Here is a 15,831-nt window from a genome sequence, read left to right on the forward strand (position 1 = left end):
TTCATAGTTTAATTCTAGCATATTGAAGATAACACTTAAAAGTAGCCCTAATAGTCCCGTTCCAAATCAAAAATGACCGGTTGATTCACTGTAATTGTAGCCGGTGTTACTTGACAGTCATAAGCTAAAACTTGGACCCCAGCTGCTTGCGCTAACCGAATAGCTGTTGCTAGTTCCGGCTGCAGTTTGGTATTAATCGTCATGGCGTGCATGCCTGTCATTTGAACAATGAACAATAAAAAAGCATGATAGCCATTATTTTGCGCCTCACGTAAAGTTTGCACATGTTTGAGGCCTCGGGTTGTCACGGCATCCGGAAAAGCCGCCAAGCCGTTTGCTTCAAGCGTTACTCCTTTCACTTCAACAAAAAAGGGGCTGTCATCCATTAGCGTACCAGCAATATCCAAACGTGAATTCAGATAAACAACTTCACGGTGAACAGATTTCACCGGTGGCACATTTGGCAAACTGATCAGACCGCTTTTTAACGCCGTCGCTGCAAGATCGTTGGGTATTTGCGAATCAATATTAATCCAATTTCCATTTTTATTGACTGCGATTAAATCATAAGCAGTTTTGCGATTGGGGTTACGACTATGGGTCAAGGCCACGGTTACACCAGAAATTAATAATTCTCGACATTTACCAGTATTTTTAACATGTACAATCACCTGCTGATCGGCAAGCTGACAAATCGCAACGAAGCGATTAGGTCGTTGACAAAAGGTCGCTAAACTAACTTCAGGATATTCCATTTAATTACCCAGAACTTTCGTTAGTGCTTGAGCTACACCGCCGTCATCATTAGTACCCGTTACAAATTTGGCGACTGCTTTAACATCATCGATAGCGTTACCCATTGCCACAGGCAGGCCGACATAATTTAACATTGATAAATCATTGCGTTGATCACCAATTGCCATTATTTCGTCAGCTTTAATATCTAGCGCGTTTGCTAATTTTTGCAGACCATTTGCCTTAGTAGCGGCTTTAGGTGCGACATCAATGTAACCACGATCCGATAACAAGAAGTTATAGCGATCCTGCATTGATGATGGTATCTCCTCAACAAAGCGCTCAATTTTGGCTGGATCATCAATATACATACACTTAGGAATCAATAAATCTTGTGGCAGTTCGGCTAAACCGCGAATTTTAATTGGTAAATTTAATAAATAGGACTCTGTGCTAACTGTCGTATTAATATTATGATTCGTTGTATAAATTGCGTCATTATTTTCAATGTCCAAATGAACTTGATACTGATTAGCCAATTGTTCTAATTCAAGATAATCAGAAAAATCAAAAACCGTACTAGACAAAATTTCACCAGTCACACTTTGAACTAAAGAACCATTAAAAGCGACCACATATTGATCTGAATCAACCAAGCCTAGGGTTTTGAGTTCTGATTGCAAGCCTGATAAAGGCCGACCAGTTGTTAAAACCACTTTAACACCACTGGCACTCGCTTTTTTAATCACGGGTATGTTCTGTGGGGCAATAACGTGGTTGGAATTTAACAAGGTGCCGTCCATATCAATTGCAACTAGTTTAATCATTAAAATGACACTCCAATTCTAAAAAAATAAAGAACACGTTCATTATAACAAGAACGGTTCTTTTTTGAGTTAACTATGCGTGTTGCCATTCACTTTTTAAAATAGAATAAACATCTAAATCCAACCATTGCTGATTAATCATCTCAGCATGGCGTTCAATGCCATCATGATGTAAACCTAGTTTTTGGATAACTTGATTACTGGGCTGATTACCAGTCGCCGCTTTAATCACGATTTTTTCAAGCTGATATTCAGTAAAACCGATTGCCAATAAGGCTGCAACACTGCGGTGCATAATACCCAAATGTTGAAAATCTTGCCCCAATAAATAACCAATATCTGCTGAATGATTTTCTGAATTAATGGTATTGAAACTAATATTACCAGCATATTGACCTCGATACCAAATCAACAAATTCAAACTTTTCCCGGAACCAAAATTAGCTAGTGAGGTTTTAATAAAGTCACGTTCGGCCTCAACCGACTTCATTTGTTTCACCCACGGTAACCATTTAGCCAAATATTCGCGATCCTTTTGAATTAGGGCAAAAACAGCCTCGGCATCTTTTAAGCGGGGAATGGCTAATTGCAGTTCAGCATCTACTTGGTAGCAAAACATGATTATTTCTCCTTTAATTCACGGCGCCAATCACGCGACCACAATAGCCCCATGACGCCTTCACCGGTATGAACCCCTAAAGTTGGTCCTAAATGACTTTGAATAATCGTTAGTTGGCTGTCTCGTTCTTGTAATTGAGTTACCCATTCTGCAGCCGTTTCAGGCACATTGCCATCAATTACTGTAATTTGTAATGGATAATCAGCTGCAGCTTGAGCCTGATCGAAATCCTTTAGCGCATGAGCAAAGGCCCGCCGCATTGTGCGTTCTTTACCATCAACAATAATTTTACCCGCTTCATCAAAGGTCAACATAGGTTTGACTTGTAGCAAGTTCCCAATCAAAGCACTTGTATTAGAAATCCGTCCTGTCCGTAATAAATGAGATAAATTATCGACGATAAAATCAAGCCCAATCGTTTGTCGCAAATCTGCCAATTTAGGCAAGATTTCTGCTGCATGCTCACCTTGTTCGACCAAATAAGCTGCATAACGAACTAAATCAGCCTCACCTGCACTAGCGATCTTAGTATCAAAAGGATAAACCTTAATATTGGTAACAGTTGGTGCATAAGCACAAAGATTCTCATAAAAAGTCGTGATACCACTAGATAAATTAATACATATCACTTCATCATAGCCAGCTGTACTTAGCTGATCAAACGCTTCTTGCATTTGGTGCATGGTAATCTGTGCCGTAGTTGGCAATTGTTCTTCATCATGTAATCGGCGGTAAAATTCAGGTGCAGTTATGGTGACATTTTCTAAATATTCTTGATCACCAAAAATAACCGTGATTGGTAACATGATAACATTCATCGCCTCTGCTTCAGCAGGCGTAAAAGAGGAAGCACTATCTGTTAATACAGCCGTTTTCATGTTTGTTTTCTCCCAGCATCTATCTTAATGTTTATGTTCATTTTACTGGATTACTTTAAAAAGTACAGTGTATTAACAAAAATAAGCAGTAAGCAGCCCTAAATTAACGAGTCAATTATTAAACTTAACGCTATTCGACAGTCACACTTTTTGCCAAATTACGAGGTTGGTCAACATTAAGGCCCCGTTGTAAAGTGGCATAATAGGCTAATAATTGACCACAAACGCCAGTGAGTAGCGGCATTAATTCTGTTGTTAAGGTTGGTAAAATAATTTGATCAGCAGCATCTTGGCAGTCTTGATTAGCAATGACTAAGACTTTTGCCCCGCGCGCCACAACTTCTTGAACATTGCCTCGTGTGTGAGCGGCCGTTGCTTGTTCCGTAATAAAGGCAATCACCGGAACACCAGGTTCAATTAAGGCAATCGTACCATGCTTTAATTCGCCAGCTGCAAAACCCTCCGTATGCATATAGGAAATCTCTTTTAATTTCAAAGCAGCTTCTAAGCTGACGTCATAATCAACACCACGACCAATATAAAAAGCGTCATTGGCTGTTTGTAAATAATCATGCGCTAATTCAGACCAAGTGTCTTTCTCAGCAACCAAAGTTTCCATGCCGTTAGCGGCTAAGCCCAGTTGTCCTAGTAAATCGAAATCTACAGCCGTTTGAATGGCCAGCTTTTCACCCAGAGCTTTAGCCAAAACTGCTTCGACAGCAATTTGGGCAGTATAGGCTTTGGTTGAAGCAACTGCGATTTCCGGGCCAGCATGTAGCAATAATGTGTAATCTGCTTCACGTGCCAAAGTTGAGTTGGCAGAATTAGTAATCACCAGCACTGGCAAATGCCGCCGCTTAGCTTCAACTAGAACTTGACGACTATCGGCTGTCTCCCCGCTTTGTGATAAGAAAACAAAAAATGGCCGTTTTGATAACAATGGCCAGTGATAGCCGAACTCGCTAGCAACACCAACTTCGACAGGAATCTCCGTGTACTTTTCAAACAAACGTTTCCCAACAAGACTAGCATGGTAGCTAGTCCCTGCCGCAACGAAGTACAAACGATCAGCCGCACTTAAAGCCGTCAATAAATCCTGATCAACCGTCACTTGTCGTTCTTCGTCAAAATATTCTTGAGCAATTCGTCGCATCACAGCTGGTTGTTCATCAATTTCTTTGAGCATAAAAGTAGGATAACTGCCTTTTGAGACTGATGAATGATCGATTTTAATTTGCGTGATCGTTCGTGATTGTTGGACACCTTGAGCATCATAAATTTTAACATTGTCCTTTTGAACAATCGCCATTTCCTGATCACGAAGTTCTAAATAATTTTCAGTTTGATCAAAGGTAGCCAACGCATCTGAACTTACTAGATTGAATCCGTCACCGACACCGATTAACAAAGGACTCTTATTTTTACCAACTAAGATTTGTTCGGGATGAGCTTGATCCACTAATAAAATGGCATAGGAACCGTCTAAAAGTTGCAATGTCTTTTGAAAAGCAGCCAAGGTGGTTAAACCCTCGTCTTCAACAAAATGGGCCACTAATTGCACAATGACTTCTGTATCGGTTTGACTTGCCAGCTTAACATCGCTGAGATATTGGTCAATCAATTCGTGATAGTTATTCAAGACACCATTATGAACCAAATAAAAACGTTTCGATGTTGAAAATTGCGGATGGGCATTAGCAACGCTGGGTTGACCATGCGTTGCCCACCGCGTATGGGCAATACCGACTGTTCCTTGAACCTCTGGCGTTAAAGCTGCCTCCAATTTAGCAATTTTTCCAACGGTCTTAACTAAATAATCATGACCAACTTGATCGTTAACATAAATGCCAGCTGAATCATAGCCACGATATTCTAATCGTTTAAGTCCTGTTAATAAAATATCCGTTGTTGAAGTTGACCCAACTACACCGACAATTCCACACATTATTAATCACCTTTTCTAAATTGGTATATATCAATATTTTAAATTTATAAGATTGGTACATCTGCCATTCTATTGCTTTAAAATAATGTTGTCAATACATATATTTAAATTGGTCTATTTAAACAATAGATATTGGTATGGTCGTATCAACAATCACTACTCTAGCTAATTTAATTTTGCAGACACAAAAAAAAGACGCAACCACGATTGTGACTGCGTCTAAAAAAATAAATATTTTTAAAATTGAATTTTATTCAACACCGATTTCATTACGAACAACGTCGGCAATTTGATCAACATATTTCTCAACTAAATCAACTGTTGGTGCTTCAGCCATGACGCGCAATAATGATTGCGTACCGCTAGGACGTACCAAAATACGACCGTCGCCAGCCATTTCTTTCTCGACAGTATCAATGGCTTCGACAATTGCTGGATGATCACGCCAATGTTTCTTATCACTGACTTTAACGTTGACTAATTTTTGCGGATAAGTCTTAACAGGCGCCGTTAATTCAGATAACTTCTTGCCTGTTTGCTTCATGATATTCAACAATTGAATCCCAGTCAACATGCCATCACCAGTATTATGATAGTCAAAGATAATAATATGACCTGACTGTTCGCCACCCAGATTATAGTCATGAGCCCGCATTTCTTCTACCACATAACGGTCGCCAACTTGTGTTTGGACAGACTTTAAGTCAGCTTGTTCAATTGCTTTATAAAGACCAATATTGCTCATTACCGTCGTCACAATTGTATCGTTTTTTAAGCGACCACGTTGGGCAAAATAAGTCCCTAAGACATATAGAATTTTATCACCGTCAATAATATTACCTTGTTCATCAACAGCAATACAACGATCGCCATCGCCATCAAAAGCTAAACCAACATCAGCGCCTGTTTCAACAACTTTGGCTGCTAATTTTTCTGGATGAGTTGAACCAACGTGATCATTAATGTTTAAACCGTTAGGATTAGTTGCCAAGGTTTGGAAATCAGTATCTAAATCAGCAAAGAGCCGGTTAACTAATTTGCTTGTTGAACCATTAGCACCATCAACAACTACTTTAAGATCAGTTAAGTTATCAGAAACTGTCTGTTCAATGAATTGTAAATACTTCTGAGCAGCTTCTGGGTAGTCATCAACAGTTCCTAAGCCAGCAGCAGCTGGACGAGGTAAAGTATCTTCTGGCGCATCTAGATACTTCTCAATCTCTTCTTCTTCCTCGTCTGAAAGTTTGTAACCATCAGGTCCGAAGAACTTAATACCATTATCAGCAGCTGGATTATGTGATGCAGAAATCATAATACCAGCATCGGCACCTTGTGCTTTGACTAAGTAAGCAACAGCTGGGGTCGTAATCACGCCTAACTTCAAGACCTCGATGCCAACAGACAATAATCCTGAAATTAAAGCATATTCCAATAATTGACCTGAAGCCCGTGTGTCCCGAGCAACTAAAACCCGGGGAACAGCATTTTCGCGATCTTCGCCCTCTTGCGCGTGTTGGGTTAAAACGTAACCACCACAACGACCTAATTTAAATGCTAATTCAGGTGTTAATTCTTGATTGGCAATTCCGCGAACACCATCAGTACCAAAATATTTAACCATTAAAATCTCTCCTAACATTTACCAACATTATTCAGAATCATCGCTCGTAGCCGGCGATGTGCTATTACTTGTGGAAGATGTGCTATTACTCGTGGAAGAAGATGATGAAGAACGACTACTGCTGGTTGTTTCATCATCAGACTCACTGGAACTTACACTTGTTGAATCAGAGGACTGATTCGAACTAACACTAGTGCTGGTTGAACGGCTTGTCTCGCTTGATTGACTAGCACTACTGGAACTTGATGAAGATGATTCAGAATTAGACTGAACCACTTGAACATTAACAACAATCGAAGCAGGGTTAGTGCTAACCACACCATCCGGTTTAACGATCTTGACCGTCTTTTGGGTATTATTACTAATTCCTTTAACATCAACAGGGACCGTTAACGTTTTATCTAGCCTATCTAATACAGCTTGTGGTGCATAGACGGTTACTGAATTAACTGAACTTGTTAATGAATATTTCTTTGTATCATCGCTTGAAGCACTTGGCGTTAAATCAAGTTTTATTTTTTTACTAGGCAGATAAACCGGCAATTCGACATGTGCGGTTTGTGGTGTCAATAAGACATCTACTGCATTGCCATTCTTATCCAACGCCTCCAGTAAGACTTCTTGTTCGAAACTTTCGGTCGTATTATTGCTTAGATTTAAGTTGGCCACAACTTGTTTAACACGGGCAACTTCACTCTTAGCACCAGAAACACGAACTGTTGACGGACTAATTTCTGGCGTATCTGTTAAATAGCCGTCAACAATCTTACTAGATTTATAGTTAGCTTGAATTGGGAAAGTCTTATCCGCTCGGGTAGCAATGGTAACCTTAACCGTTGCTGGTTTAATGACATAACTTAGCGACTTATTTAAACCAGATTGTTTAATTCTAACTGTATGCGTGCCCACTTTTAAATGTCGTACGTCAATATAAACACGGAAATTACGTGTATTCTTTGCTGCCACAACATTAGCATTAGGTCCAGCAATGGTAATTGAAACCTTTTTAGGATACCCAGTAACATAGTAAGTGTCAAGGTCTGCATCAACTTGAAGGTTCTCGTTTAATGTTTCTTTCGTATTAGCAACTGCAGTTTGTTCCGTGCTTTGACTTGAACGAGTTGAACCTAAATTTTGACTCGTGACATAAACAAATAATAAAACCGCTAATCCTAGTGATAAGACACGGTATACCCAAGGTCGGTTAAAAAAGTCTTTCATTTTTTAGACCCACCTTTCGTAAAGAAATTAAGAACTTGTTGCACTAAGTTCTTCTGTTCTTCGGTACTATCTAAATGTGCGTGTAAATATTTCAGATAGTCTTCGCGACTTAAGCCATGAATTAACTGACTATTCTTCGTAATCGTAACTTCACCAGTTTCTTCGGAAACCACAATGGTTAAAGCATCCGTCACTTCACTAATACCAACTGCAGCACGATGACGCGTACCTAACGATTTAGGAATCATATTACTATCAGAAAGCGGCAAGTACGCAGCGGCAACCGCAATTTTATTATCACGAATAATCACCGCGCCATCATGAAGTGGTGTATTTGGAATAAAAATATTGATTAACAGTTCTCCTGAAACATCTGCTTCTAGTGGAATACCTGTCTCAATATAATCTTCCAAACCAGTATTCATTTGGATTGTCATTAAAGCACCGATTCGGCGTTTTGACATATATTGAATGGCTTTATCAAGCGCATTGATAAATTTATCGGTTTCTTCTTGTGCTTGATGCGTCGTTCCGCCAAATACCTGACTGCGCCCAATTCGCTCCAAGGCCCGCCGTATTTCCGGCTGAAAGATAACCACCAGCACGACAACGCCCCAATTGATCACCATATCCATGATATAAGAAACGGTGTGCAAATTAAGAAAATAACTAATGGCCTTAATGATAATAATAACTACAATACCATTGAACAACTGTACCGCTTTGGTGCCACGGACAATCATAATCAACTTATAAATAAAATACCAGACCACTAGAATATCAATTAAGTTCATAAAATTTTGTAGCGAGATCAATTGACCCCAATTAATACTCATATGAAGACTCCCTTCACTAAAGGATACAAAATTGTGTCCAAAGTAGACCACTTAGCATTGATTCCCTTAATTAAATCTCTTGATGTAAAAAATCGATCCTCATAAAGGTGACTGCAATGATTGGATTCACATTTCCCGTCCACAACTATATTGTTAGTTTATTACAATGACAGACTTTTAACAAATGATCACTAAACCAATTTAACAACCAGACTTTATTTAGTGCTTAATTCAAGAAAAGTGGCGCAGTTTTGCGTCACTTTCTTAAACTTATTTAAATGATTATTGACGATACATTTTGAATTTTAAAAACAGATCGTTGTATTCTTCAACTTTGGTTGCACCTAAATCGGCATAAACTTCAAGCTTTTTAATCGTGCTTTCGGGTGGATAGAATTGCCGGTCATTGCGCACACTTGCCGGCAATAATTGTTTAGCTGCTTTATTAGGTGTGGCGTAACCAACATATTCGGCATTTTGTGCCGCATTTTGCGGACGAAGCATGAAATTCATAAAAGCATAAGCTGCTTTTTTATTTTTAGCCGTCTTTGGAATCACCATATTGTCAAACCATAAGTTGCCGCCCTCATTAGGAACAACATAGTGTAAATGCGAATTACCAGCCAACATTTCACTAGCTTCACCGGACCAAGTAACAGCAATTGGCGCTTCATTTTGAATCATATAAAGCTTAATTTCATCAGCGACAATCGCCTTAACATTGCCAGATAATTGATCCAATTTCTTTTGTGCTGCTACCATTTCAGCGGTATTCGTTGTATTAACGGAATGTCCTTGCGAAATAAGAGCCATGCCCATAATATCTCTAGCAGAGTCAACTAGCATAAGACTGTCACGCCACTTAGGATTCCACAAGTCTTGCCAGTGCTGCATCTCATTAGCTTGAACTTTGCGATCATTATAAATGATACCTAACGTTCCCCAAAAATAAGGAACTGAATAACGGTTTTCTTCGTCAAAACTCTTATGCAAGAACAAAGGATCTAAGTTTTTAAAGTTGGTTAATTTACTGCGATCAATTGGTAATAATAAATGAGCTTTGCGCATTTTTTCAATCATGTAATCACTAGGAATGGCAAGATCATAACTCGTTCCCCCTTGCTTAATCTTCGTGTACATGGCTTCATTACTATCAAAAGTTTCGTATTGAACGTGGTAGCCAGTTTCTTTTTCAAACTTTTTAATTAAAACAGGATCAATATAATCGCCCCAATTAAACAGATTGAGTGTGTTTTTAGTGGTGACACTGCCTTGACTTTCGGATAACTGATGACTGGTAAAAAACAGCAAACCACAGAGCGCCACAATGCCGAATAACATCGTTAGTAATTTTTTCATGGTAGCATCACCTCAGTTCCCAAGGTGCTCTTGCCCGACTTACGTTTACGGCGAGATTGCGAGTATTGTTCAATGAAGTAATAACCAACAACCAAGATTAACGCAAAGAGAAACATGACCGCTGACAGGGCATTAATCTCTAAACTAATGCCCTGGCGCGCACGCGAGTAAATCTCCACAGCTAAGGTAGCAAAACCATTACCAGTGACAAAGAAGGTTACGGCAAAGTCATCTAACGAGTAGGTAAAGGCCATGAAAAAGCCTGAGAAAATTCCTGGCGCAATAAACGGTACAATAACACGGCTAAAAGTTTGCCAACGCGTCGCGCCTAAATCCATGGCGGCATTAATTAAAGACGAATCCATTTCATTAACTTTAGGCAAGACCAACAACACGACAATTGGAATCGAAAAAGCAATGTGAGAAATCAACACTGAACCAAAGCCTAGGCTAATCCCCAATGCTGTAAACAAAATTAAAAAGCTAGCCCCAATAATGACATCTGGTGAAACCATCAACACATTGTTTAACGTCAATAAAGCAGACTTCACTTTCTTTTGCTTGCGTGCGGCAATTCCAATTGCTCCCATTGTCCCTACCAAAGTAGCAATTAATGACGACAATAAAGCCAATAATAATGTGTCTAATACGATGATCAGCATCCGTTGGTCCGCAAACAAATCAAGGTAATGCTGCCAAGTAAAACCAGTAAAGCGGTTCATGTCACCGCCTTTATTAAACGAGTAAAAGATCAAGTAGAAAATCGGAATATATAACAACAGAAAGACTAAAACTAAATAAATTGTACTAAAGTGTTTCTTTTTCATCTGCCATTACCTCCCGATGTTTCTTCTTACGATCATTAGTTAAAAACATGATGATGAACATCATCACAATTAAAATCACACCAATTGTTGAACCCATTCCCCAGTTCATTGTGGTCATGAAATGTTCTTCAATAGCCGTTCCCAGTGTAATCACGCGGTTACCACCAATTAAACGTGTCACCATAAAGAGTGATAATGATGGAATAAAGACGGCTTGAACACCGGCCTTAACACCACTTAATGTTAAAGGAAAAATAACTTTCCGAAAAGTTTGAAAATTGGTCGCACCTAAATCTCGGCTGGCATTCACAAGTGCAGGATCTAATTGCACAATGGCATTATAGATTGGCAAAATCATGAAAGGTATTTCAATATAACTGGCAACCAAAAGAAAACTAGAATCTGAAAATAGTAGTTGCTTAGGACCAATCCCCACAAAAGTTAAAAATTGATTGACGGAACCAGTTTGCGAAAACAACCCAATAAAAGCGTATGTCTTTAATAATAAATTGATCCAAGTTGGTAAAATAATCAATAATAACCACAGCTGTTGCCGTTTAGTTTTACTAAGAAAATAGGCAGTTGGGTAACTGATTAATAAGGTGACAATCGTAATCAACAAGGCATACCAAAATGAATTTAAGGACATTTTTAAATAAACCCAAGAGGTACCATAAGTAACATAATTTTGCAGCGTAAATTGACCGGCACTATTTGTAAATGATTGATATAAAATCAGAATTAGTGGTGCCAAGACAAACAGCAAAATCCAGGCCAAATAGGGAATCATAAAGAAAGAACGTGTTTTTTTCAATCTTAGTCCTCCTCATATTGTTCCAAACGTGCATCGAAATCTTCTTCTTTTTCACCGAAACGCATGACGTGAATATCTTCCGGCTCAAAAGTAAGCCCAATTTTTTTGCCATCTTTAACAGGGTTCGTAGAATGAATGAGCCACTCATTGCCATCTTCGTCATAACCCACGATTTCAAAGTGATCGCCCCGAAACAGTTGCGTGTCCACCGTCACGACTAATTTGCCTTGTTCTGGCGTTGTAATATCTAAATCTTCCGGTCGTAAAACAACTTCTACTTTTTCACCAGATCGCATACCAGCATCTGCACATTCGAACTTCTTACCGACAAATTCAACTTCAAAGTCTTTGATCATTTTGCCAGGTAAAATATTACTTTCACCAATGAAATTAGCAACAAAATGGTTAATAGGTTCATCATAAATATCAACTGGTGTGCCACTTTGCAAGGCCTTACCATCGTTCATGACAAAAATTTCATCGCTCATGGCCAAAGCTTCTTCTTGATCATGAGTGACAAAAATAAAGGTAATTTTTAAGCGTTGTTGCAATTCTCGTAATTCATACTGCATGTCTTTACGTAATTTCATATCGAGTGCTGACAACGGCTCATCAAGTAAAAGCACTTTAGGTTCGTTAACAATAGCTCGAGCAATGGCAACCCGTTGTTGTTGACCACCAGATAATTCGCTAATTTCACGATTAGCATAGCCAGGTAATTGCACAACTTTTAAGGCGTTTAAAACACGTTCGCGAATCTCTTTTTCTGGCCGTTTCTTAAGTGTTAGGCCAAACGCCACATTGTCAAAAACATCCATATGAGGAAATAAAGCGTAATTCTGAAAGACTGTATTTACTTTGCGTTGATTTGCTGGCAAATCATTAATTTTTTTGCCTTCAAAGATAACCTCGCCCTCTGTGGCATCGGTAAACCCAGCGATAATTCGCAAAATTGTTGTTTTGCCTGACCCCGACGGCCCCAACAATGAATAAAACTTGCCAGGTTCAATAACTAGATCAATATTTTCTAGTGCTGTAAAACCATCATCATAGCGCTTTGTGATATTTTTTAATTCAATAATTGGTTTAACCATGATAACCTCCAATAATTGCTTGGTTGACTGCCAAGTTTTACAAATATGATTCCGTTGCCACTAACAGTAATGTCACAGGTTTATTAGCTGGATTGCTTAGTTGATGGGGTTGCGTTGCTGGGAAATAGAGACTCTCGTGCAACCGAGCAGTGGCTTCGTGATCCCCCCAAGTTAATTTGACGCTTCCTTTTAACACATAGATAAAACTTTCCGATGGTGATGGTGTAAAGCTCTTAAAAGCACCACCAGGTTGAATAGTTAAGAGTACGGGTTCCATATCGTGTTCATTGGATTCCGTCACCAACCAACTCAAATCATAACCGAGGTCTTCGTCTTGATAATTAACTTGATCATCAATTTTAAAAAGCACTTGCGGATCAGGTTGTTTATCAGAGAAAAAGTCGGCCAAGCTTACGCCTAAAACAGTTAAAATATCTTGCAAAGTTTCGACGGTTGGCGATGATTGATTATTTTCTAATTGCGAAATATAACCTTTAGTTAAATCGGTCCGCTCCCCTAGTTCTTCTTGAGTTAGATTTTTTAAAATCCGTAATGACCTTAATTTTTGTCCAAATTCCATAATTACGTCCTCTGATTTCTGCTAAACTTTTTGTCAGATAACTTTTTGTTTACTAAACCGCTCAATTATAACGTAAGTTAAATCAACTGCCAAGTTTATTGAGACAATAAATAAACTTCTTTATTTAAAATTGTCTGCACTTCGTTTTTAAACAATCCTACCCACAATACTTCTAAATATTAAAGCGCCTTCAAATTGACTTGGTTTTATGTTATTAAGCAGATATAATAGAACTAACAAGCTTTGATTATAGGAGATGTGCCCAATGCAAAAAAAAGCGCTGGTTATTTCATTGAAAGATACTAATCCCGTTCCTGAAATGACCTCCATTAAAATCCCTGATCTCAAACCTGATTATGTACGAGTTCAAGTTGCTTATAGTGATATCAACTATAAAGACGCCCTCACCTTAAAGAAAAACAGCGGCGTAATTCGTGAGTTCCCTCGCGTACCCGGTGTCGACTTTAGCGGTTGGGTGATTGCCTCGAATAATCCCCGCTTCCAAATTGGTCAAGAAGTTGTAGCAACTGGTTGGGATATTGGTGTTGGCCTTGATGGCGGCTATCAGGAAAGTGTTGATGTACCTGGTTACTTTTTGCAACATCTTTCTGACAAACGTTCTCTTAAAGAAGCGATGATGGTGGGTACGGCAGGTGTAACGGCGGCCATGGGCATTACTAAAGTCTTACCTAGCCAGATCATGACAAATAAAGATGTTCCTTTACTTATTACAGGTGTTACTGGTGGTGTTGGTGGATGGCAACTGGCAATTTTAGCACAACTTGGTTATCAGAACATTACTGTGGTCACGCGTCAAAAAGAGCTATCTGAGAAATTAATTTCAATGGGTGCCAGTCAAGTCATCACCCCTGACGAAGCTGGTTTAGATCCAATTAAACCGCTAGCTAAACAAAAATATGGCGTCGTCTTTGACAATATTGGTGGTAGCTTATTAAGCCAACTCATTCCCCAAGTTTTTCAAAATGGCCACTTAGTCGTAAGTGGTAATGCAGGCGGTATTCAATTACAGACGACCGTTTTACCATTTATTCTGCGCGGTGTTACCTTATATGGTATTGATTCAGTACATTGTCCCGTTGAAGATCGTGAAGAAATTTGGCAGTTATTTGATAATCATTTCTGGCCTTCGGCAGCAAAATTGCCATTAATGACAGAAGTTGATTTCACTGACCTAATTCCAACAATGCAACAGTATTTAACCACCCCACATTTAGGTCGAACACTAGTCAAGTTACGTACGCGTCGTCCTAAATTTCGAAATGATGATTAATAAAGTCTAAATAAAAAAGTGTTTGAGATATTAATATCTCAAACACTTTTTTAAGCTTTAGGCAACTCGTCTTGTTCACTTTCACGACCGATAATTCGTACTTCTGGTTCTAAAGTAACACCAAATTTTGCTTTGATTGTTTTAATAATCAACCCGATTAAATTTAAATAATCAGTTGCGGTAGCATGGTCAACGTTCACAATGAAGCCAGCATGTTTCTTAGAAACTTGCGCGCCACCAACAGTCTTCCCTTGCAAGCCCGCCTTTTGAATTAAAGGACCCGTATAATAACCGGTTGGTCGTTTAAAGACACTACCACAAGAAGGCAAATCAAGAGGTTGTTTTGAAGCCCGGGCTTGATTATAAGCGTCCATTGTTTTACGAATTTTTTCTGGTTCACCTGGTTTTAAAGCAAAGGTTGCTGAAATAACCGTTAAAGGTGCTTCTTGGATAATACTGTGACGATAGCTAAAACGAATTTCATCGCCTGCTAACGCATGTAAATCACCAAGCTCATCCAAAACTTTAATCTCAGTAATCACATTGCTAACTTCACCGCCGTATGCCCCAGCGTTCATAAAGACAGCACCACCAACACTGCCGGGAATGCCTGCGGCAAACTCTAAGCCAGTCAAACCAAATCGATAAGCTGCTTCAGAAACTGTCATTAATGGTGTCCCAGCACTAACAATTAATTGATCTTCTTGGTGTTGGATCTCTTCAATCCGGGTTAATAAAATAACCAACCCTTCAATACCACCGTCACGAATAATCATATTGCTTGCATTGCCAACAATTGTCACTGGCATGCCAGCTTCATGTGCACGTTTGATTAAAACTGATATTTCTTGATCGTTCTCAGGAAAAGCTAAGTAGTCTGCGGGACCACCAGTTTTGGTAAAAGTATAATGACTCATTGGTGTTTTTTCTAAAATCGGGATGTTTAAGTCTTCAAAAATTGACATGGAATCTTCCTCTTCAATACATTCTCAATATTCTAACTAAGTCTAACAAAAAAAACGTTTGTTGACTATCTGAATTACTTACCCTGCAGTCATGCTAAAAATGGGTATGCTCTATTATAGAACAAAATTCAGTTAACACTGCTATTTTAATCATGAATTTTAATATTTGGGCTAATAAACTAATCTGCCCAATTTATCTCTAAGTAGTTAACTTAAGAT

The 15,831-nt window shown here is 38.9% G+C and carries 15 protein-coding genes; 1 reads left to right on the plus strand and 14 read right to left on the minus strand.

Translation table 11 applies throughout. From position 1 onward, the window contains the following. Positions 1–47: 47 nt before the first annotated feature. From sfsA to FC84_RS04325, 13 genes are all read right to left on the minus strand, one after another. Entirely contained in the window at positions 48–755 is a 708-nt protein-coding gene (gene sfsA, locus FC84_RS08965) for a DNA/RNA nuclease SfsA (RefSeq protein WP_057755951.1), read from the minus strand. Then, the gene (locus tag FC84_RS08970; RefSeq protein WP_057755952.1) at positions 756–1,562 is read right to left on the minus strand and encodes a Cof-type HAD-IIB family hydrolase; all 807 of its coding nucleotides are present in this window, start codon (positions 1,560–1,562) and stop codon (positions 756–758) included. Between the two features lie 73 nt (positions 1,563–1,635). Further along, complete coding sequence (locus FC84_RS04275) at positions 1,636–2,181, minus strand: GNAT family N-acetyltransferase (protein ID WP_057755954.1); 546 nt, start codon at positions 2,179–2,181, stop codon at positions 1,636–1,638. Positions 2,182–2,183: 2 nt separating this feature from the next. Beyond that, positions 2,184–3,059 carry a DegV family protein gene (locus FC84_RS04280; RefSeq protein WP_057755957.1) on the minus strand — a complete coding sequence of 292 codons (876 nt, stop codon included), beginning with the start codon at positions 3,057–3,059 and terminating at the stop codon, positions 2,184–2,186. A gap of 130 nt (positions 3,060–3,189) precedes the next feature. After that, on the minus strand, positions 3,190–5,004 hold the full coding sequence (gene glmS, locus FC84_RS04285) for a glutamine--fructose-6-phosphate transaminase (isomerizing) (protein WP_057755959.1): 1,815 nt from the start codon (positions 5,002–5,004) through the stop codon (positions 3,190–3,192). Between the two features lie 250 nt (positions 5,005–5,254). After that, entirely contained in the window at positions 5,255–6,625 is a 1,371-nt protein-coding gene (gene glmM, locus FC84_RS04290) for a phosphoglucosamine mutase (protein ID WP_057755962.1), read from the minus strand. 27 nt (positions 6,626–6,652) lie between these two features. Beyond that, complete coding sequence (locus FC84_RS04295) at positions 6,653–7,846, minus strand: CdaR family protein (RefSeq protein WP_057755965.1); 1,194 nt, start codon at positions 7,844–7,846, stop codon at positions 6,653–6,655. Continuing rightward, on the minus strand, positions 7,843–8,682 hold the full coding sequence (gene cdaA, locus FC84_RS04300; RefSeq protein ID WP_057755968.1) for a diadenylate cyclase CdaA: 840 nt from the start codon (positions 8,680–8,682) through the stop codon (positions 7,843–7,845). The genes FC84_RS04295 and cdaA overlap by 4 nt, the downstream gene beginning before the upstream one ends. Positions 8,683–8,964: 282 nt before the next feature. Further along, positions 8,965–10,041, minus strand: a complete 1,077-nt coding sequence (locus FC84_RS04305; protein WP_057755971.1) for an ABC transporter substrate-binding protein — start codon at positions 10,039–10,041, stop codon at positions 8,965–8,967. Then, the gene (locus tag FC84_RS04310) at positions 10,038–10,868 is read right to left on the minus strand and encodes an ABC transporter permease (RefSeq protein ID WP_057755973.1); all 831 of its coding nucleotides are present in this window, start codon (positions 10,866–10,868) and stop codon (positions 10,038–10,040) included. Before FC84_RS04310 ends, FC84_RS04305 begins: the two co-directional genes overlap by 4 nt. Further along, entirely contained in the window at positions 10,849–11,658 is an 810-nt protein-coding gene (locus FC84_RS04315) for an ABC transporter permease (protein WP_057756093.1), read from the minus strand. The genes FC84_RS04310 and FC84_RS04315 overlap by 20 nt, the downstream gene beginning before the upstream one ends. Before the next feature lie 26 nt (positions 11,659–11,684). Further along, positions 11,685–12,776: an ABC transporter ATP-binding protein gene (locus tag FC84_RS04320; protein WP_057755975.1), complete on the minus strand. Its 1,092-nt coding sequence runs from the start codon at positions 12,774–12,776 to the stop codon at positions 11,685–11,687. A 37-nt stretch (positions 12,777–12,813) separates the two neighbouring features. Then, complete coding sequence (locus FC84_RS04325) at positions 12,814–13,356, minus strand: helix-turn-helix domain-containing protein (RefSeq protein WP_057755978.1); 543 nt, start codon at positions 13,354–13,356, stop codon at positions 12,814–12,816. Between the two features lie 265 nt (positions 13,357–13,621). Between FC84_RS04325 and FC84_RS04330 the strand changes: the two genes are divergently transcribed. Then, on the plus strand, positions 13,622–14,647 hold the full coding sequence (locus tag FC84_RS04330) for an acrylyl-CoA reductase family protein (protein WP_057755981.1): 1,026 nt from the start codon (positions 13,622–13,624) through the stop codon (positions 14,645–14,647). A gap of 50 nt (positions 14,648–14,697) precedes the next feature. On the opposite strand, the gene murB is transcribed toward FC84_RS04330, so the two are convergent. After that, positions 14,698–15,612, minus strand: a complete 915-nt coding sequence (gene murB / locus FC84_RS04335; protein WP_083479528.1) for a UDP-N-acetylmuramate dehydrogenase — start codon at positions 15,610–15,612, stop codon at positions 14,698–14,700. Positions 15,613–15,831 lie beyond the last annotated feature (219 nt).

It is taken from the genome of Lapidilactobacillus dextrinicus DSM 20335 (assembly GCF_001436095.1).
In the GTDB taxonomy this organism is placed as follows: Bacteria; Bacillota; Bacilli; order Lactobacillales; family Lactobacillaceae; genus Lapidilactobacillus; species Lapidilactobacillus dextrinicus.